The sequence below is a fragment of the Neobacillus sp. genome (genome assembly GCF_031988165.1).
In the GTDB taxonomy this organism is placed as follows: Bacteria; Bacillota; Bacilli; order Bacillales; family Cytobacillaceae; genus Neobacillus; species Neobacillus rhizosphaerae.
This window is the reverse complement of record NZ_DALZYO010000036.1, coordinates 1-19,936: the sequence shown is the minus strand read 5'-3', so window position 1 is coordinate 19,936 and position 19,936 is coordinate 1. Positions and strand designations below refer to the sequence as shown.

Genomic DNA, 19,936 nt, shown 5'->3' with positions numbered 1-19,936 from the left:
ATACGTCATAGCTACGACATTTTGGCAGGGTGAAAAAGCAGTGAAGGGATAACATCCTTTTGCTGCTTTTTATTTTTTAGTATGACGAACATCCAAATAGATTGAGCTATCAATAGTTTAAAAGTTTTTTTAAGCAAAATAAGTGTAAGTGATTTTTTGGCACAATAATTGCATGGTTAAAGAATAGAAAATACTTATAGAGGAAGTGGCAAAATGTTTTCTAATATTGGAGTTCCAGGCCTTATATTAATCCTTGTGTTAGCACTTATTATCTTTGGACCGAGGAAGCTTCCGGAAGTTGGGAGAGCGGTAGGTCAGACATTGAAGGAGTTTAAAAAGTCAACACGTGAGCTGACAAACGATGTAACAGAAGATGTAAAAAATGAGATTAAAGAAGCGAAAGAAACATTATCAAAATAGGAGGGAGTTTTTCATCATGGTCCTAAAAGCGACAGGGAGTTTAGAGCCCAAAGATTATGATATGCTAGCCAATAATTTTGTCTCAGATGCAGAAAAAGTGCTTGAAAAAAGTCCCTATGACACAAAGCTTGGGTTAAATATGGCTAGGGATGCGAGAAACGTTTTAAGTGGAAAATTAAAAATTGAAGATTTCCATACAGTTTACTCCGCTTCTCTTCTCAAGGAATTCGGTGATCAATATGCAAGTGGTCCTGAAAAAATAAAATCGAAGAAAGAAAAAGGTCCAAAATGGGGCATGGTCATTGACTTAAAAAAATGTGTGGGCTGTGATACATGTACTGTTTCTTGTAAAGCAGAAAATAGAACACCACCAGGAATGTCCTATAATGTTGTACTCGAGACACTATCGGGTGATTTTCCTAATATTTCATTAGTGAACCTGCCAAGACCTTGTATGCATTGTGATAAACCGCCATGTGTTCAGGTATGTCCGACAAGAGCAACCTTTAAGCTTGAGAATGGTATTGTGGCTATTGATAACGATCGATGCATAGGCTGTCGTTATTGTATGGTCGCTTGTCCATATGGGGCAAGGTCCTACGATTTTGGTGATGGGTATGACCAGGAAATGACGGGTTATAACGATGTCACAAGTCCGGAATATGGGATCGAGCGGGGTGAAAGGAAAAAGGGTAAGATTCCTGAAGAAACTGTTCGTAAATGCAGCTTCTGCTATCATCGTCTGCAGCGGGGGGAAGAGCCAGCGTGTGTTGAAACCTGTATTGGGGATGCACGCTACTTTGGTGATATGAGTGATCCGAACAGTGTCGTCTCCAAGCTTGCTGCAAGTCCAAGAGCTTTTTATCTGAAAGAAGAATTAGGAACAAAGCCCCGAGTGGTTTATTTACGCTAAAGGAATTGTAATTAGGAAAGCTTTCTGAAAAGGAGTGGTTTACATGATAACGAAAGCAAATATCGATAGAAAAATGCTTCCCTCTCAAGAAATGAGTAGGTTAGGGAAGATTGAAAAAATTTGGTGGTCATTTTTAATCGTCTTATTTTGTGTTGGCTTATACTCTATAATTAGCGGATATTTCTTACAAGGAATGTCTTCCACTTATTTATCAAATATTGTCCCATGGGGTGGATGGGTTGCTTTTTACATTTATTTTATTGGAATGAGTGCAGGTTCCTTCTTACTATCTACGCTCATTTATGGCTTCGGGATGGAGAAGTTTGAGAGAATTGGCAGGTCGGCGTTATTATCAGCCATTGTCTGTATGATCACTGCGGTTACATTTATTTTCTTTGACATCGGTCGTCCAGACCATATTATGAACTCTGTGATTTACTGGAACGTAATGAGTACGATGTCATGGGAAATTCATTTTTATATTGTCTACATTGCGTTATTAGTTACGGAGCTGTATTTTTCGATGAGGAAAGATCTGATTAAACTAGCAAAAGGTGACAACTTTAAAGCAAAGCTATACCGTTTGCTTGTGGGAAATAAGCAGGAGTTCACAGAGGCCGATCATGCTCGAGATCGTAAGAGGCTTAAGGTGATGGGGATAATTGGAATTCCACTAGCCATTTTCGGTGTGCATGGTGGGACGGGATCCATCTTTGCCGTGGCGAAGGCACAGCCTTACTTAAATTCGGCGTTATTCCCACTAATTTTCATCTTATCCGCGTTAGTTTCCGGCACGGCCTTATCGATTGCCATTTACGTTATTAAATGTAAAGTAAAAAGACAAAAATTGGATGTGCCGATGGTTCGTTCACTGGGCAGTATGCTTGCCTTATTTTTAGGAATTGAATTTATCATGGTTTGGTATGAATTTCTTGTTGGCATATACGGCTTAGGGCATGAGGAACTTGGAACGATAAAACTTTTAACAGGAAGCGCCTGGTGGTGGAGCTTCTGGATTTTCCAAATGGGATTGGCGATGTTTTTCCCATTAATCATACTGTTTATTAAAAAGACAAGGGAATCAGTTAATTGGATTTTGGCCGCATCTATTATGACAATCATTGGGGTGGTTGGGGTTCGTTTTAATATGGTTGTCCCGACATTAATTATGCCTAAATTAGATGGGATGCCTGCTGGGAATTATTATCCAAACCTGTCGGAGTGGCTGACATCATTCGGTCTTATTGCAATGTGTCTAATCATCTATACCATTGGCGAGAAGCTATTCCCAATTGAGGAAAGTGACTCTCATGAAAATGGAGTGAATGTATATGAGTAAAGATAAAATGAATCGAAGAGGTTTTCTAAAAGCATTAGGTGCATTTGGTGCCGTGGCCATCGTGGGTCCAGCGTTTGTCGGTCCCGTAAAGCAAGTGATAAACGGGGTATGGACCGATGAAGGACATGGGATTGGGACGGATTACCAGGATTATACAGCAGAAGACATTCTGTTTACATCATGTCAGCAATGTAATGCGAGTTGTACAATCAAAACATATATTGTCGCCGGAAATGCGAATAGTCCCTATTCTTCGATCGTCCGTAAAATAGCGGGTAACCAATACAGCCCAATTGGGATGGTTCCTTTTGGTCATATTGATTATAATACCCCACTTGAAGCTGCCATAAAGGGAACAGGAGATGTAGCTAAATCAGGGCGTTCACATCGAGGAGCGAGAACATGTTTGAAGGGGCAAGCCGGTATCCAAACTGCCTATGATGCTTATCGTGTCCAAAAACCGCTAAAGCGCGTTGGAGAGAGGGGCAGCGGTGTATGGAAATCGATTAGCTGGGAAGAGGCATACAAGGAAATTCTTGACGGTAGCAAAGATCTCGGAACACCAGGCCTAAAGGAGATTTGGGCATTTGCACCTGAGGCAGCAGTCATGGCGGATTGGGAAAAACTTAAAACTGATAAAATGAAAAAAGCTGAATTTGATGCGAAATACAAGGATGTCCTAATTAATACCGATCATCCTGATTTTGGTCCGAAATCAAACCAGATTGTGGTCATGTCCGGCCAACATCGAGAATTTATTGAAAGACTTGCCAACGGCAGTCTTGGAACAGCAAATTATTACGACCATGGCGGTTATTGTGGAATTACAAGTGTAATGGGAAATGTCCGCTCACATGACACGACGAAACAAAAGCAACGGATGATCCCTGATTATGAAAATGCTGAATTAGTCCTTGTCTGGGGTGCGAACCCATTAACAGCCAATCGTGGTCCAACAACCTTTGCACCACAAATAACCAATGCGATTGACCGGGGGATGAAGATGGTCGTCATTGACCCTCGCTTTAGCAAAACAGCTGAAAAAGCTCACATGTGGGTTCCAGTTAAACCGGGTGGAGACGGTGCCCTTGCCCTTGCTATGTGCCGTTGGATTATTGAAAATAATCGCTATGATGAGCAATATTTACGAAATCCAAATGGGATGGAAGCTAAATTGGATGATGAAGCGACATGGAGCGATGCGACTTATTTAGTCAATGTTGGCGATAAAAAACGCCCTTTCTTGCGAGCACGTGATTTAGGTATGGGTGAAGAAGAATTTGTTGTATTAGAAAATGGCAAGCCAGTGTTGCATACAAATGCTCATCAAGGAGATTTAGAGGTTGATACAGAGATTAACGGAATCAAGGTAAAATCAGTATTTACCATTTTTAAAAAGAAGGTAATGGAAAAATCACTAAAGGAATACGCAAAGCAATGTGACATACCAGTGGAACAAATAAACCAAATCGCGAAGGAATTTACGTCACATGGTAAAAAAGTAGGGATTCATTCGTACCGTGGCCCTGCCATGCATACCAATGGCTACTATAGTGTTCGTGCTATTAATATGTTAAACCATCTAGTTGGAAATCATGACTGGAAGGGTGGAGACACTGCCTTGGGTGCAAAATTCAATGCGACTGAAGGCCGCTATAATTTAAGTGCTGTGCCAAATGCAAACACTTCATGGGGAATACCCGTTACGCGGCATAAGGTACCATATGAAAAGACATCCTTATTTAAAAAAGACGGTTATCCAGCAAAGCGTCCATGGTATCCAATTGGCAATAAATTAATTCATGATGTGCTTCCAAGTGCAGCTGAAGGGTATCCTTACAAAATACGTGCCATGATCGTCAATCGAACTTCACCGATTATGTCAGGGCCACGTTCAGATATGCAACTGAAATTCATTCGTGATCCAAAAGTGGTTGAGCTTGTTGTTTCATCTGACATTGTCATTGGAGAAACAACAAAGTATGCTGATTTCATCTTGCCTGATTTATCCTATCTTGAAAGCTGGAATGCAGAAGAAATTTTCCCAATCCTAAAATATAAATTTGCTGGTCTTATCCAGCCGGTTACGCGCATCGTACCGGATGCACGGTCAACGGAGCAAGTGTATATTGATTTATTAAAAGGAATGGGACTTCCAGGAGTAGGTGACGGTGCATTTAAAGATGGTTCCAATCTTCATTGTCCGGAAGATTACTATGTTCGACGTGTTGCAAATATTGCCTTTGATGGCAAGAAACCGGTCCAAGATGCGAGTGCAGAAGAGCTTGCCATTTTTGAAAAAGCAAGAAAAAAAGCACTCGGAAAGTATTTTGATATCAATGTCTTGAAAAGTACGGTGAAGCCGGAAGAGTGGAAAAAGGTTGTGTATGTATTAAACCGTGGAGGAAGATATGAGCCGCAAGGTGATGAATATGTCGGAAACCATATTAAATATCAATTTAATAATCTCGTACACTTTTATGATGAAAAGGTAGCGGGCTTTAAGAGTGCATACACAGGTAAAACCTTTGAAGGTGTACCAATCGCTGACGAAATTAGGCAATATAATGGAGAGATCTATCAGCCATCTAAGCCATACCAATTTATCAATTGGAAGTCTAGAAATGTGGGAACACATCGAACAGAAAGCAATGCATGGTTAAGAGAAATTCGCCCGGAAAACTATTTGTGGATTAATCCACTTGATGCAAAAAAGAAAGGCATAAAAACAGGAGACACGGTTTTAATTACTTCTACTAGTGCAAAAGTAAAAGGAACAGCATTGGTTACGCCAGGAATTAAACCAGGTGTGCTTGGCGCAAACTACAACTTTGGTCACTTCGCAAATGGTGTAAAGGATGAAAAGATTGACGGAAAAATAATGAAGAAAACTGAGAATTATGGACACTTACCGTTTGAAACCAATGTTCCCCTTCATGAAGAAAGCGGCTATGCAAAGGCTCGTGGGAATGGATTTTCTGTTAATGCTTTAGCCGATAAAGATTCAAGTTATTTTGAAGGCTTTCTAGCAGATCTAATTGCAGGTGGTCCTGCCCAGCAAAATGTTTATATCGATATTAAAAAGGTATGATAAAAGGAGAGGGAAATGGTTATGCAAACAGTAGAAGAACTTCATGGCAGCATGGTGCTAGCGAATATAATGTCTGTGATTTGGCTTGGAGATTGGGATCGTTATGAGACGATCTTTGCCGAAATACCGGCTGAAGTAAGTAATCAGTTCCCATTCCATCAACATTATCAACGTGAAGAAGTAGAAGTTTGGCATGAAAATCACTTTTGTATTCCCGGTGAATTTTTCATCTCTCCTTATTTTTCCTCTTATTCTGGCAATGGCGGAAAAAATGCTGAGGAAAGCAGGAAAAGCTTACTGTGTTTAATTGGCATTTATGAAAAACTAGGCTTTTATTACCCGCTTGAAAACAATCTTTACCCCGATCATCTGGGCTGTTTAATGGTGTTTGTTCGTTCATTAATACAAGAACAAATAAAAGCAAAACAAGATTCAGATGTTGAGCTTTATAATAAATTAGTAGATCTTGAGGTTGAAATTTTATCCAATTACATTCAGCCGATGCTTAAGCCACTGCAGAAAAATGTATCTAACCATGTACAGCATCCTTTTATTAAAGAGTTTTTAGAGTGTTTTTGCCAGTCTCTTGACAAGGAAGAATTCCTGTCATTATCTTAAATACGATCCACAGGCAATACTCGAATTTTGTTTAATAGTGGATAGAGAAGTGTAGATGGACGCCAACTGGATAAGTTGTTTAGTGATAAAGTAGGAAAGTAATTTGGATGCCTGCTTCCAGAAGTGTTAACACATCTGGAAGCAGGCATCCTTTTGTAGGTTCTCTTAAACTAATAAGTTGTATAATTGCTGACCTTAGGTTCGGTATAAATACAATCCGAATCCTAGAGTATCCCTGCCCCATTTCAAATAAGTTCGTCTCCAAGTACGAATTCTCTGTAGCATCGCATCATGATCTGGATCATTTGGATTCTCATGACAATAATTCTCGATAGATGAGGAATAGAGCCATTCATAATTATCCCAGTCATCTTCGTTCGCTACATAAGACCAAAGCGGGATTAGCCCCAATTCCTCGCCAGTCTTTACAGTTTCAGCATGGCTTTTACAATCGGACTCGTCGGCTCCCCCAAGCGCCTCTAAATACTCAGTACATGGAGTTTGTTTCCAATAGCCTTCACCAATCAGAATGTATCCATTTTTCTTTACGAGGCTCTTAAGCGTCTGTAATGTAGCTTCTAACCCACCCAATGCATGGGTCGAACCGATACAAATTCCTAAATCATATCCCGCTTGCTCACATCTTTCGACTGCGATGGTTGCATCATCCACGATAAATTTAATACTGCCTTCAGGAATTCTGCTGCTTGCATGCCTTTTCCCTTTCTCGATGGCACCGCCATACAATTCGATAGCAGTAGCTGTTACCTGGTAGTTTTCCACCAAACGTATCAACAGTTCACATTTTCCTGCGCCAATATCAATCACCTTATCTTGCGGTTTAGGAGATACGATTCCTATCATTTTCATGAGCTTTTCTTCACTGATAGGATTATAAAATGTGTGATCGCGGTGGGCAATAGCTGAAAATTTGTTTCTATCCATATGTTTGTCTCCTTTTCTCCTTTAAGGAAGATCTGGTTTATACAGAAACTTCTTATTTATTAAATATTTTTAGTCTAATTAAAACTGTAACATATATTTTATGTCTAATAGACATTAATTTTACGGTTATTTATTTGCCTTGCTGTTCGATTGGGGAGAACGAAATCATCGTAATAGTGTTAGAAAAATTCTATTTTCGTACAGGCAATCGTGGTTCCAAGGTGGGTTTGATAACGGTCTCAAAATGAATGGTTTAAATATGGTATATTCCTAGAAGTCTTTCCCGCGTGAAACATTATTATGTGTAGTCTACTTATATAAAACGATGCAAAAAGGTTGCTCTAGACCCACCCATATTTTTACTGATATCATAGGGAAGTACTTTGGTGGGAGGAAAGAAAGATGGAAAATCAAAAATATAAGGATCTTAAATTAGGCGAACGTGGCGCAATCATTAGTATGATTGCTTATATTTGTCTTTCCATCATAAAGGTAGTTATTGGATATATGAGTGACTCTGCTGCTTTGAAAGCAGATGGTCTAAACAATACAACCGATATCATTGCATCTATTGCTGTACTTATTGGGCTGAAGCTTTCACAAAGGCCCCCTGATAAAGATCATGGTTATGGTCATTGGAAAAGTGAAACGATAGCATCAATGGTTGCTTCTTTTATTATGATAGCCGTTGGTATACAAGTATTGATTGATGCTATTGCCTCTATGTTTCAGGGGGGGAAAGAGTCACCTGACATTATAGCTGCATATGTAGGTATGGTTTCAGCAATAGCCATGTATTTTGTTTATCGGTACAATAAAAAATTAGGTGGTAAAATTAATAGTAAAGCTGTGATGGCAGCTGCAAAAGATAACCTTTCCGATGCTTGGGTAAGTATAGGAACAGCTGTAGGTATATGTGGTTCTCAATTAAATATGCCTTGGCTAGACACAGTAACTGCAATTATCGTAGGACTATTAATATGTAAAACAGCTTGGGATATCTTTAAGCAAGCTTCTCATGAACTATCAGATGGATTTGATGAAAATAAAATTCAACTTTATCAGGAAGTCATTACAAATGTAGACGGAGTAAAAGGAATAAAAGAAATTAAAGGGAGAAACTACGGCAATAATGAAGTGATCGATGTCGTGATTCTTGTTCATTCTACGTTAGATATTAGAGAAGCACATGACATAGCTACCCATGTTGAAAAAGTCATGATAACAAATTATGGAGTATACGATGTTCATGTCCATGTAGAGCCAAATTAATTTATTCAAAAAAGCAAATGAATATAGAGGAATGATTGCCCGTTCTACATATTCCCCGAGAATACACAAAACAATAAACTTAGAAAATATCCCATTAGAGTTGGGTGTTTTTTAAAATGATCCTTGCGACTTTCAAATTTGATAAAAACTTGGATTCGTAAATGAATGAGTACTATTGACCTTAAAAACTATTATAAAAAGGTTTATAATGTAATAGTGATTTTTAGTTGAAGAAATAAAGAATATAAGGTGTGAAGAAATGAAGTTAGTTCTTAATTTAGTAGTATCTGGATTTCTTTTATTAGGATTGTCGGCCTGCAATCAAGGAAGTGCTGAAAAAACCTCAAGTACAGCAGAGCAAACATCTGAAAAAGTGGATTCTGTAAAGGAACAAAAAACGGATACAGTAGGGAAAAGTAAGGTTAACCAATCGGAAAATAGCAAGGAACAACCCCAGACCAAGGAGGACAGCAATCAGGTTCCTGTTACTCTAGTAGAAGCAGTGGATGGCGACACGATTAAAGTAACTTATAATGGAGAAAAAGAGACGGTGCGATACTTGTTGGTTGATACTCCGGAAGAGAAAAAGCCAAATACTTGTGTCCAGCCCTTTGCGGTAGAAGCGTATAAAAGAAACAACCAATTATTGAACAGCGGTCAAATAACTCTTGAATTTGATCATGGAAACAAAAGAGATAAATACGGTCGCCTGTTGGCCTATGTGTTTGTAAACGGGGCTTCCGTTCAAGAAACCTTGCTAAAAGAAGGCTATGCCCGCATCGCCTATGTATACCAACCTCCATATAAATATTTGGAGCAATTTCAAGCCGATGAAAATCAAGCAAAAAATAAAAAGCTGAATATCTGGTCACAGCCAGGCTTTGCTACCGATCGTGGATTTAATGGCTGTGTAAATTCAGCTGCTAAACCAACCAATCAGCCTAGTTCAACTAGCTCTAGTTCGAAAACCACTACCCAAGCAAGCAATACGCCTAATAGTAGTGGGACCGAGTTTTTTGCCAATTGTACTGAACTTCGAAAAAAATACCCAGATGGTGTTGCAAAAGAACACCCTGCTTATCAAGCGAAAATGGATCGTGATAACGATGGGTATGCCTGCGAAAAATAATAAAAGAACAGTCAAAAGAGCTGCCTCCAAAAGGGACGATCAACGACCTTTTGGAGGCAGCTCTTTTTTCTTTTTTCGCTCGTCAAATGATCTTCACTCAATAAACGCAACAATTTCTTTGAAAAGAGCCTAATTAAAAGCTAGTTCCTTGTTCTCTAAAAGAAGTATCCGCCAGACGTTCAACTTCAAAATTTCCGTCCAAGTAGCTGACCACGGAAACGCTGCAATTATCATGGTGCAGATATTTGTTTATTTTCATTAATTGCATTAAGTAGTTTCCAATCGTTACTCCGTGAGAGAATACGAGAATATTTCCGCCTTCTTTTTCATGTTTTTTAATAATCTCTTTAATAGCTATATTTGTCCGCGAAAAAAGTTGAACATAAGATTCACCTTCCGGAGCAGATAAATGTAAATCTTTAAGACTAAATAAAGTCTCAAGTAAAATCCCATATTGAGCATTAATATCAGTGAATAATAAAGATTCTAGAACACCGAAGTTCATTTCTTTAAGACGTGCATCGGTCGATAGAGGTATTGTCCTAACTCCAAGAGCATAATTTGCAGTATCGACTACCCGCTGACTCTCGCTGGCGTATGCCGCTTTGAATTCAATGTCTGCTAATCCTCTTCCTACTGCTTTGGCCTGTGCGATTCCCTTTTCGGTAAGAGGGGAATCACAAAATCCTTGCATCCGTCTTTCAACATTAAATTGAGTTTCACCATGACGGACAAAATAAAGCGTTACTTTTTTTGGTACAGTCAACCTTAAACACCTACTTTTTTCAAGATTATAACTAGGATTGTATCACACAATTGAGTGATACCGTCGCTGCGTTTAGCAGAAGTGATGTTATGTTTAAAAATATAGGTTCAGGCGACCTACACCTGTCTGTGGAAAAGGGGCAGTAATATCGAATCATGAAATTCAATAAGTACAGGAAGGTAGAGGGAAATATAGTTTTAGAAGAGGAGTCAATGATAACTTCTCTTTTTTGTTTCCATAGACTATAAGAGCAAGAATGAGGACGAAGTGAAGGTAGATTCCTTGTTAAAATGGTTCCAACAAACATAAGGGGGAACTTATTATGACAAAAATTCAGGAATTCAATGAGCTACATTCGTCACAGGAAATATTATTTTTAGGAAATGCTTGGGATCTCCTATCTGCCTTAACTCTTGAAAAAGTAGGATTTAAAGCGATTGGTACGACAAGCTGGGGAATTGCTAATTCACTTGGATTTGCAGATGGTGAATTAATTGATTTTGACAGACATTTAGGTATCATTAAAACGATTACAGAGAATGTAAAAATACCTGTTTCTGCAGACATTGAAGCAGGCTATGGTGAAGAAATTGAAACAATTGTTAATAATGTTTTAAGGACGGCAGATGTTGGAGTTGCTGGTATCAATATTGAAGATTCACTCAAAAAACAAAAAGGGTTAAAAGAGATATCCCAGCATTGTAAGCTTTTATCAAAAATAAGGACTGCGTTAGATCATAATGGATATAAAGAATTTTATATTAATGCTAGAACCGATACTTATTTTCAAAAGGAAAACCCTTTCTTCGAAACAATAGATCGAGCAAAGTCTTATGTGGAGAGTGGGGCTAGCGGGATATTTGTCCCTGGTTTAACTGAAGAGGGGGAGATTAAAGAAATTACTTTGAATATAACCGCTCCGCTGAATGTATTATCTTTACCTGGACTAACGAATTGTAATAAACTAAAAAAATTAGGAGTTAAACGCTTTAGCTTTGGCAATGCCTTATCTGACAAGATTATTGCTTATTTAGAAAAGAATGCGAAACAATTAATGGAGTTAAAGGATACCTCACATTTATATGAGGGCTAACCTAGAAGGTGAGGGAAGAGCAAAAGTGACTAAAATCAATCTTTCTTTTGATGAAATGTGGGAGAAAATTATTAATTGTGACCGAACGTATGATGGATTATTTTTCACGGCAGTGAAAACAACAAAAATCTACTGTCGACCATCCTGTAGATCTAGAAAGCCCAAAAAAATTAATGTTGAATTCTACCATGATATCAAAGAAGTTGAAAAAGCTGGTTTTCGTGCTTGCAAAAGATGTCAGCCAGAAGTTGATCATTCCCCTCATATTGGTCTTGTTAGAAATGTCAATTCCTTCTTAGTCAATCATTATCGAGAAAAGCTCGTATTACAGGATATTGCGAACCATGTAGGTGTAAGTCCGTTTTATCTTGAACGACTATTTAAACAAGAAACATCAGAAACTCCACGTACGTATTTGGAAAAAATAAGAATTGATAAAGCAGCATATCTACTTAGAAGCACAGATCGAACAAATCTTGAAATTTGCTTTGAAATTGGTTTCCAAAGTTCCTCGAATTTTTATAAGGCATTTCGTCGTTTGAAAAATTGTTCACCTAGTGAATATAGAAACCTTGGTAGTTAATGAGTCACGGTAATGAATTAGAGAAGTGGCAAGCATATGCTACCTTTTATCTATGGAGGTTATTATATGACTAGACAACATAAATTAGATTACGATTCTCCGATTGGAATAATCGAAATCTTGGGTTCAGATGATGCCATCAGTTCGATAATGTTCTCTGAACGGGATAAAACCGAAAATAGTATCCAAGACGATACTCCGAAGGTTTTAGTGGATTGTAGTACACAACTAGATGAATATTTTAAAGGTGAGCGCCATGTATTTACATTTCCCTATATCTTTGAGGGGACAGACTTTCAAAAAACAGTATGGAATGCTTTAACAGGTATCTCCTATGCTGAAACCGGGTCCTATAAAGATATTGCTGTTTCAATTGGGAATGAAAAAGCCATCAGAGCAGTCGGAAGTGCAAATGGCAAAAATAAATTAAGTATCGTCATTCCTTGTCATCGAATTATTGGTTCAAATGGGAAATTAACTGGTTATGCAGGTGGTTTGTGGCGAAAGGAATGGCTGCTGCAGCATGAAAGGTCATTTAAAAAGGATATTACTTAAGTTCATGACTAAATTCAATTTAGCCATGAATGAAAGCAGTCTTCAATGGGCGGATAACTGTCTTCAACTTGCGGATACCAGACTTCAACTTGCAAAAGCTGTTTCCAACTTGCGAAAGCTATTTCCAACTTGCGGAAAACCCTCTCCAACTTGCGGAAAACCCTCTCCAACTGGCTAAAAGGTAGTTTTTTGACTCTTCACGAAAATCATCAAACTCTGCCTAAATTTCTTGGGAGAATATTAATCTCCTCCAACGGTAGAGGCAGCAAGGATACAGTCTCTGTTTCATATACCTATAAGCTCTGGGTTTTCTCATGCCTGTTTCTACTCAACTATAAAACCTATTTAGGTTAAAAGAGTAGCGAGGAACGCACACTGGGATCTCAAGATTTCCAACAGCCTAATCGATTCGAACAGTGACTGGTGCTTTTTTGCATGCAAGGATATTAGGAGGACATCACCTGCCCACCGTTAACATGAAGTGTTTGCCCAGTCATGAAACGAGAATCATCGGAGGCGAGATAAACAAAAGTCGGAGCAAGTTCAAAGGGCTGACCTTGACGTTTCATAGGATTGTTTACTAGTGGAACTTGGTCAGCCGAAAAGCTTGATGGGATAAGGGGAGTCCATATGCGTCCAGGAGCGACTGCATTTACCCTAATTCCTTTTTCAATTAAATTATTGGCTAATGCCCTGGTGAATCCAACGTTAGCTGCTTTTGTTGCCGTGTAATCAATCAATTGTTCATTCCCATAAAAAGCTACAACAGAAGCTGTATTTATGATGGAACTGCCTGCTTTTAAGTAGGGCAGGGCTGCCCGGGTTGTGTAAAAATGAGAGTAGATGTTTACTTTAAACGTATCATCGAACTGCTCATCCGTAATATCAAGCAAGCTTAATTGTTGAAACTGGATACCAACATGGTTACATAGCACATCGAGCTGCCCGAAGGTTTGGATCGTTTTTTCCACAATATCGATACACTGCTGTTTTTCTCTTAGGTCACCAGGTAATAATAGACACCGTTGTCCGAGTTCTTCAATTCTTGTCTTCGTTCGGTTTGCATCCTCATGTTCATCCAAATACGCAATGGCAACGTCCGCACCTTCTTTAGCGAATGCGATAGCAGCAGCTGCCCCCATTCCGCTGTCACCACCAGTGATCAGTGCGACCTTCCCTACTAATTTCCCGCTTCCTTTATAATTCGGATTTTCAATGATCGGCCTTGGAACCATCAATTTTTCAACCCCCGGCTGCCGAAGCTGACGCTGTTCTGGAACAGTAATTGGAATGTCTTCATAACGCGTTATTTTTCCGTAATGGGGATACAACGGATAATCTTGATTCGTTGGTTTCTGTTGATTATTGTGGTCCATGAGAATCCTCCTAGAAAAAACATTTTCCTGCACTGTATGACATCTGGGCTAACAGTGTGCCTGTCGTGATGAAAAAACAATAGGCGGTACGGGCTCATTACGATCGAAGGTTGAATAATGTGAAGGAAAATGAAATGCATCAAGGAGGCTATGAGTCATGCGCTATTATCAATTTAGCCGCGAAGTAAGTTTATTATTAGTAGATCAATCTGAGGGAAAGGAAGAGATTCTATATAATTCTAATCCTTATACTTGGCAGATGCCTCAAATAGGGCCGAGACCGCCCTATTATTGTAATCCAAGATACGAACAGTACTATCCTGTTATCTAGAAAGGAGGCAAATAGTCTTGCGCTAGTCCATAAATTTAAAAAATGATGCCTTTCGTTATGTGATTAGGCATCTTTTTGTATATGAGGACGGAGCAATTGCTGATGATTGTGGATGATTGATAGGACTAAAAAATGGTAATTCAACATGATTGGATTGCCATCAAAAATAACTTATTTCATTCAACTATGGAAAGAACAATTCGGCCATGTCCATGACCACTTTGGCTAAGTTCATGAGCTTTTCCTGCTTTATCCAAGGAAAAGCGCTGTCCAACATACCCTTTTACTTTCACTTACTCCATTAAGCTTGCAATAGCTTCTAAATCCTTTTAGCCAACACTCGGCTTTATCACCCTAACACCCGCTGCTAGTGCTCTTTCTATAGACGGTTGTCCCGCTGACGACACAGATCATCCCAACAGATTTTTTCGGAAGAAATGTAAAGTAGACTTTACAAAATGAATACTTTACTTTACAATTAGTGTAATTAAACGGAATTTGAGGTAATTTTATGGTGATAAAAAATCGGGTAAAGGAATTAAGGGCAAGGCATGATTTAACCCAGGGAAATCTTGCTGACCATGTCAATGTAACGAGACAAACGATTGTCGCATTAGAGAAAGGAAGCTATGTACCATCGCTAATGCTTGCGATGAATATTGCCAGGACTTTTAAGCTGCCAATAGAAGAAATTTTTTATTTGGAGGATGAAGAATTATGAATATTTTTCGCCAGGGGTCTGCCATTATTGTAATGTTGTTGTTATTTGGCTGTGCAATGTCAGCATTTTATTATGCATCCGTTGATATTGCTGAATATTTCAAAGATACGTCACGGGATTATATTTTTAAAATAAATATTGTTCCTTTTATACTCTTTTTTGTTATTGGCGGTTTCTTGACCTTTGTTTCTTACCAGAAAAAGAAAAGGAAAAAAATGAATTTTGCGAAGACATTATGGGTGCCGGACGAGTTTGAAGAAAAGGACGAACGTGAGCAACAGATTACAGCACGAGCTTGCAGATCCGCGTACATTAGCATGTTATACGCTTTTCCGTTAATAACCGTATTGTTATTGCTTTATCCTTTTATTTCCAATGTGGTTCCGTATTATCCCATCATAGTATTTACACTCCTTCCTTTAACACAGATTATGACCTATATTATTTCTTGGCAGAAAAATTATAAATAGCTTTAGACAAAAGAGGCTTTCTTAAAAGGTCCGAAACCTTTGGAGAAAGCCTTTATCAGAATAATAGTGTGAGGCACCGAATCGAAAAAAATGGTTCCTGATCCCAACGCATTGAGCTGAAATTCATAATGAGAAATATTAATAAGCTGTTGACGGAGAGAAACTATCATTATGTTTGATGACCACCAGTTAGAATTTGAAAAACTTTATTTCTTGAAAAGTAGATTCATTCAAAAATATATTTATTTATAATTAAAGACTACAGGTGTTGGGGATTTTATATGAAAGAATTTTTATAGAGCGTGGAGGATGTACTTTTTCCACGTCTTTTGGTGTTTCCAGCATGGGGATTTTAATGTGCGTCTTTGGGAGAGAAATGATAAAATGTAAATAACAAATTTTAGGAGAGCGAAAGATGAAAATTTACGTTGATGCTGATGCTTGTCCGGTAAAAGACATTATTATCTCTGAAGGTACACGTGCAGAAATCCCTGTTATCCTGGTTACGTGCTTTTCTCATTTTTCAAATGCGGAACAACCGTCTGGAGTGGAAACCATTTATGTTGATGCTGGAGCAGATGCTGCGGATTATCGGATCATGAAGTTAGCAGCATTAGGAGATATTATTGTTACGCAAGATTATGGACTTGCATCGCTAGGTCTAGCAAAAGGATGTTTAGTACTACACCATAAAGGGTTTAGGTACACAATTGAAAACATTGACCAATTATTACAAACTCGTTATTTAAGTGCAATGGCTCGAAAAAGTGGAAAGCGTACAAAGGGACCAAAGCCTTTTACATCAGAAGATAGGGAACAATTTAGAGAGCTTTTTAAAAAAGCCATTTTATGAGGTTCCAGAGGGTGGATCACCAATTAGGTGATGCAAGATAAATACAAAATATTATGTACACAATGTTGGATGCTTATGAGGTTGCAAAAAATATCTAAAAGCTGATCGAATTAGAAGAAAAGGCTATACTATCATTCACCAGCTATCAATGTTCTATAAAAAAACAAATGAACCTATTTTTCTGAGTAAAATTTTCTTTAGGCTAGCATACCCATAATAGATTTCATGGAGCATTTTGTACCACTTCGCTTTTTTGAAACATTGTTGCCGATACTTATTCCGGTTCAGCGTTATTAACAAAAAAAGTTAACCCCCGTTCAACGGTCTGAACGGGGGTTAGTCTTTTAAGATTACCAGCATTTATTTAAAAGAAGCATATCCTTCATCAGCCATGACAACACTACCATTGATTGCACTTGCTTCTTTTAATGAAAGTAAATACACGGTATCTGCTATCTGCTCAGGTTGTGTTAATTTATTTCCGATTACTTTTGCTTTCATGGAATCGATTAATCCCTGATCTTTATAACCCTGAATAATAGGGGTGTCAACTGCACCTGGTGCAACCGCAACGACGCGAATTCCAAAGCAGCGGATTTGGTCATCATGATCACCGCACCCTTGGATGCATGATACGCAAAAGTTCCTGGCGATGCTAAAAATCCAAAGACAGAAGCAGTATTAATAATAACACCTTTAATTCCTAATTCTCTCATTTTCTTACCTGCTGCAATAATCCCATGGACAACTCCGTGTTGATTCACATTAATGACACTATGATAGTCAGTTAAGTTTTGATCTAAGACAGGTGTAATTCGCCCGATGCCGGCATTATTAAACATAACATCAATTCTGCCAAAGACAGCAACTGTTTTTTCAATGAGTGCCTCAACATCTTCGAATTTTGATACATCTGTTTTGACAAAAATAGCTTCGCCGCCATTTGCATTAATTAATTCAACTGTTTCGCTGCCTGCCCCTTCATTAAAGTCAGCGACTACCACTTGATCCCCTTTACTTGCAAATTTCAAGGCTGTTGTTTTACCTATTCCACTTGCACCGCCTGTGATAACTGCCACTCTTTTATTGTTCATAAATTGTTCCTCCCATTCCTTGTTGTATGACACTGAAAAAACAGTCCCTAATCGGAAGTGCACAATGGGTTCTGCCATTCAGTTGATAACTACTATCAAGTAATAGTTTAACTCGCTTTAAACTTAAATAAAATTTAGTTATATTTATCTATAATTAAGAATTACTTAATAAGGGGTATTACCAATGAACTTTGAACAAATGGAATATATTGTTGAGGTTGCGAAAACGGGTTCTTTTACAAAAGCTGCCCAAAATGCTCACGTCACGTTATCTGCAATAAGCCAGTCGATTTCCTTACTCGAAACAGAACTAGGTATTACTTTATTTACTCGTTCACGTGGTTTGGGTGCCATCCCAACAATAGAAGGAAAACAGATCATTAAGAAGGCAAATGAAATCTTATTAAAGATGAATGAACTAAAAGAAGAGGCGCAAAGCTACAGCAATACCTTGAGTGGCGAACTAAAAATAGCGACAATACCAGGACCTATGCATTTACTCGTAGATGTTGTTTCGAAATTTAAACAAGATTTCCCCCATGTGAATATAGAAATTTTTGAAAAGGGACCTAAAGAAATACTGAATGATCTAGAACACAGCAAGATCGATATTGGGTTAATCGTATTATCAGAAAACCTTATGGAAAAATTTGAGGAGTTGACTTTTGAAAAGCTATTAGAAGGGAAAATGGTTGTAGGTGTAAATAAACAATCGCCTTTCGCCTTAGAAAAAAAATTAACGCCCGACCAATTAGTTGGACAAACTTTGGTGTTGTATGATGATAAACAAATTTTGGCAAATATGAAAGATTTCATTTCTCGATATGGAAATGTGAATATTCTTTTTACAACCAACAATACAAAGGCGATCCAAGACGCAGTGAAGCATGGGTTAGCTATTACAGTTGGGTTAGATTATTCCTTCACGGATAACTTTTCTGAAATTGTCCCTATAGAGTTGGAATTACCCGATTTAAAGCCTGTTCATTACGGCTGGGTTCTCCATAAGGGAAAGCATCCTTCGCAAATTTCAAAAAGGTTTATTCACAGACTTCAAAATGAATTTTAATTATTCCTTCTCCCGGTATTAAGGTGGAACTACACGTCGCTCCTTGCTGAAAACAAAATGGGTCAGGGACCATTTTAAAGGATTTTCCGATTTATTAGCAGAATTAAAACTAGTGGAATTATTTTTGGAAAATAGGAGTGAGAGATGTGACTTTAGATATTGAAAGATTATATGTAATTGATCAAAAGGATGGCTTAGGTTTGGAGTTCAGCAAGTTAGTTTCGATGATGAATTATACGAGAGTTACGACAATAAATGCTGTTAAAGATTTAACGGTTGCTGAGTTGGATTTTCTTTATGATGAGGATGCCAACTCTATCGGGATGCTGCTTGCTCATATGGCAACCGTAGAAAAGGCGTATCAGATTGAAACCTTTGAAAATCGGGACTTCACCAATGATGAGCTCAGTCGTTTAAATCCGGGGCTGGAATTAGGAAGCTTAGGAAGGGAGCATTTTAAAGGGAAAACAATAGATTATTATCTCCAGGAATTGGCTGATGTTAGAAACACTACAATCGAAAGATTTAAAGCCCTGCCAGATGAATGGTTATTTGAACAAACTCCTTTTTGGTGGGATCGTCCCGCAAACAATTACTTTAAATGGTTTCATGTATTCGAGGATGAACTAAGCCACAGAGGTCAAATTCGCATTATCAAGAAAATGATCACTAAGTTGAAAAAATAACAAGTAAAAAGATTTAGAGACAGACCGGTGAGGAATACATAAAAGTAGCAAGTAGAGGGTGATGCCTGCTATAAATATGATTTGAAGCCATAAATATGTATTTTAGTAAACTGATAGCGAACAGTGTCAGTCACTATTCACCGCAAAGGTGCAAGAAAAGGTAGTACTACAGGAGAAAGAACTTATCGAAGAAATTAAACCATTATACTGAAGAAAGATTACTAAACAATCAGTGTAAAGATCTGCCTCAAAAAGGGACGGTTTTTGGGACTGCTCTCTTTATTTAATAGCCTAAGTTTCTTATGTTCTAAAAGACAGATCCACCAAACGTTACTAATTCTATAGGGTCCATTTATTTATGTTACGGTGAACCGCATCATAAGTAAATGAGGTTTTTGCGAAAAAAGTAACAGCACCCTCTAATTTGATGGAAAGGTGCTGTTTTGTTATTTGAATGCCTAGATGAACATTTGTTGCATGAATGGTTGTTTTTGCTCTTGCGATGAATTTAATTTTTTTTACTCAATCAGGATTTTCTTATAATATAAGAATTTATATCGAATCGACTTCGAGAATTGTCTAGCTCCAGCACCCTAGCGGCTAGTGTCCTTC

At 38.1% G+C, this 19,936-nt stretch carries 19 protein-coding genes and 1 pseudogene; 16 read left to right on the top strand and 4 right to left on the bottom strand.

Going from position 1 to position 19,936, the window contains the following annotated elements; all coding sequences use genetic code 11:
• The first annotated feature begins 213 nt into the window (after positions 1-213).
• Genes tatA through RTR43_RS19340 form a run of 5 tightly spaced genes read left to right on the top strand, consistent with a single transcriptional unit; the run spans position 214 to position 6,381 of the window.
• Positions 214-420 carry a twin-arginine translocase TatA/TatE family subunit gene (tatA, locus tag RTR43_RS19360; protein ID WP_312474058.1) on the top strand — a complete coding sequence of 69 codons (207 nt, stop codon included), beginning with the start codon at positions 214-216 and terminating at the stop codon, positions 418-420.
• A 16-nt stretch (positions 421-436) separates the two neighbouring features.
• Positions 437-1,333, top strand: a complete 897-nt coding sequence (locus tag RTR43_RS19355; RefSeq protein WP_312474056.1) for a 4Fe-4S dicluster domain-containing protein — start codon at positions 437-439, stop codon at positions 1,331-1,333.
• A 43-nt stretch (positions 1,334-1,376) separates the two neighbouring features.
• Positions 1,377-2,672, top strand: a complete 1,296-nt coding sequence (gene nrfD / locus RTR43_RS19350; RefSeq protein WP_312474054.1) for an NrfD/PsrC family molybdoenzyme membrane anchor subunit — start codon at positions 1,377-1,379, stop codon at positions 2,670-2,672.
• Positions 2,665-5,763, top strand: coding sequence for a molybdopterin-dependent oxidoreductase (locus tag RTR43_RS19345; RefSeq protein WP_312474052.1), 3,099 nt, complete (start codon positions 2,665-2,667; stop codon positions 5,761-5,763). The genes nrfD and RTR43_RS19345 overlap by 8 nt, the downstream gene beginning before the upstream one ends.
• A 15-nt stretch (positions 5,764-5,778) precedes the next feature.
• Positions 5,779-6,381 carry a molecular chaperone TorD family protein gene (locus RTR43_RS19340; protein ID WP_312474050.1) on the top strand — a complete coding sequence of 201 codons (603 nt, stop codon included), beginning with the start codon at positions 5,779-5,781 and terminating at the stop codon, positions 6,379-6,381.
• Positions 6,382-6,576: 195 nt separating this feature from the next.
• On the opposite strand, the gene RTR43_RS19335 is transcribed toward RTR43_RS19340, so the two are convergent.
• Positions 6,577-7,326 carry an SAM-dependent methyltransferase gene (locus RTR43_RS19335; protein ID WP_312474049.1) on the bottom strand — a complete coding sequence of 250 codons (750 nt, stop codon included), beginning with the start codon at positions 7,324-7,326 and terminating at the stop codon, positions 6,577-6,579.
• 402 nt (positions 7,327-7,728) lie between these two features.
• Here RTR43_RS19335 and RTR43_RS19330 point away from each other — a divergent pair, with 402 nt between their 5' ends.
• A complete protein-coding gene (locus RTR43_RS19330; RefSeq protein WP_312474047.1) occupies positions 7,729-8,598 on the top strand; it encodes a cation diffusion facilitator family transporter in 870 nt (289 codons plus the stop codon).
• A 259-nt stretch (positions 8,599-8,857) separates the two neighbouring features.
• Positions 8,858-9,727, top strand: coding sequence for a thermonuclease family protein (locus RTR43_RS19325; protein WP_312474045.1), 870 nt, complete (start codon positions 8,858-8,860; stop codon positions 9,725-9,727).
• Positions 9,728-9,860: 133 nt separating this feature from the next.
• Here RTR43_RS19325 and RTR43_RS19320 read toward each other — a convergent pair whose 3' ends face one another.
• Positions 9,861-10,493: a histidine phosphatase family protein gene (locus RTR43_RS19320; RefSeq protein WP_312474043.1), complete on the bottom strand. Its 633-nt coding sequence runs from the start codon at positions 10,491-10,493 to the stop codon at positions 9,861-9,863.
• A gap of 322 nt (positions 10,494-10,815) precedes the next feature.
• Between RTR43_RS19320 and RTR43_RS19315 the strand changes: the two genes are divergently transcribed.
• The 3 genes from RTR43_RS19315 to RTR43_RS19305 all read left to right on the top strand — a co-directional run bounded on the left by RTR43_RS19315 (position 10,816) and on the right by RTR43_RS19305 (position 12,724).
• Entirely contained in the window at positions 10,816-11,586 is a 771-nt protein-coding gene (locus tag RTR43_RS19315; protein WP_312474041.1) for an isocitrate lyase/PEP mutase family protein, read from the top strand.
• A gap of 55 nt (positions 11,587-11,641) precedes the next feature.
• Complete coding sequence (locus RTR43_RS19310; RefSeq protein WP_396954601.1) at positions 11,642-12,169, top strand: bifunctional transcriptional activator/DNA repair enzyme AdaA; 528 nt, start codon at positions 11,642-11,644, stop codon at positions 12,167-12,169.
• Positions 12,170-12,235: 66 nt separating this feature from the next.
• Positions 12,236-12,724, top strand: a complete 489-nt coding sequence (locus tag RTR43_RS19305; RefSeq protein WP_312474037.1) for a methylated-DNA--[protein]-cysteine S-methyltransferase — start codon at positions 12,236-12,238, stop codon at positions 12,722-12,724.
• A gap of 446 nt (positions 12,725-13,170) precedes the next feature.
• On the opposite strand, the gene RTR43_RS19300 is transcribed toward RTR43_RS19305, so the two are convergent.
• On the bottom strand, positions 13,171-14,100 hold the full coding sequence (locus RTR43_RS19300; RefSeq protein WP_312474035.1) for an SDR family oxidoreductase: 930 nt from the start codon (positions 14,098-14,100) through the stop codon (positions 13,171-13,173).
• A gap of 157 nt (positions 14,101-14,257) precedes the next feature.
• Between RTR43_RS19300 and RTR43_RS19295 the strand changes: the two genes are divergently transcribed.
• From RTR43_RS19295 to RTR43_RS19280, 4 genes are all read left to right on the top strand, one after another.
• The gene (locus tag RTR43_RS19295; RefSeq protein WP_312474033.1) at positions 14,258-14,431 is read left to right on the top strand and encodes a hypothetical protein; all 174 of its coding nucleotides are present in this window, start codon (positions 14,258-14,260) and stop codon (positions 14,429-14,431) included.
• 511 nt (positions 14,432-14,942) lie between these two features.
• Entirely contained in the window at positions 14,943-15,152 is a 210-nt protein-coding gene (locus RTR43_RS19290; RefSeq protein ID WP_312474031.1) for a helix-turn-helix transcriptional regulator, read from the top strand.
• Positions 15,149-15,622, top strand: a complete 474-nt coding sequence (locus RTR43_RS19285; protein WP_312474029.1) for a hypothetical protein — start codon at positions 15,149-15,151, stop codon at positions 15,620-15,622. Before RTR43_RS19290 ends, RTR43_RS19285 begins: the two co-directional genes overlap by 4 nt.
• 415 nt (positions 15,623-16,037) lie before the next feature.
• Positions 16,038-16,475, top strand: a complete 438-nt coding sequence (locus RTR43_RS19280; RefSeq protein ID WP_312474027.1) for a YaiI/YqxD family protein — start codon at positions 16,038-16,040, stop codon at positions 16,473-16,475.
• A gap of 360 nt (positions 16,476-16,835) precedes the next feature.
• Here the strand turns inward: RTR43_RS19280 and RTR43_RS19275 are convergent.
• Positions 16,836-17,569, bottom strand: a pseudogene (locus RTR43_RS19275) (SDR family NAD(P)-dependent oxidoreductase).
• A 184-nt stretch (positions 17,570-17,753) separates the two neighbouring features.
• Here RTR43_RS19275 and RTR43_RS19270 point away from each other — a divergent pair.
• Positions 17,754-18,638 (top strand): LysR family transcriptional regulator, encoded by an 885-nt coding sequence (locus RTR43_RS19270; RefSeq protein WP_312474025.1) that lies wholly within the window; start codon positions 17,754-17,756, stop codon positions 18,636-18,638.
• Between the two features lie 224 nt (positions 18,639-18,862).
• Positions 18,863-19,324: a DinB family protein gene (locus RTR43_RS19265; protein ID WP_312474133.1), complete on the top strand. Its 462-nt coding sequence runs from the start codon at positions 18,863-18,865 to the stop codon at positions 19,322-19,324.
• Positions 19,325-19,936: the final 612 nt, after the last annotated feature.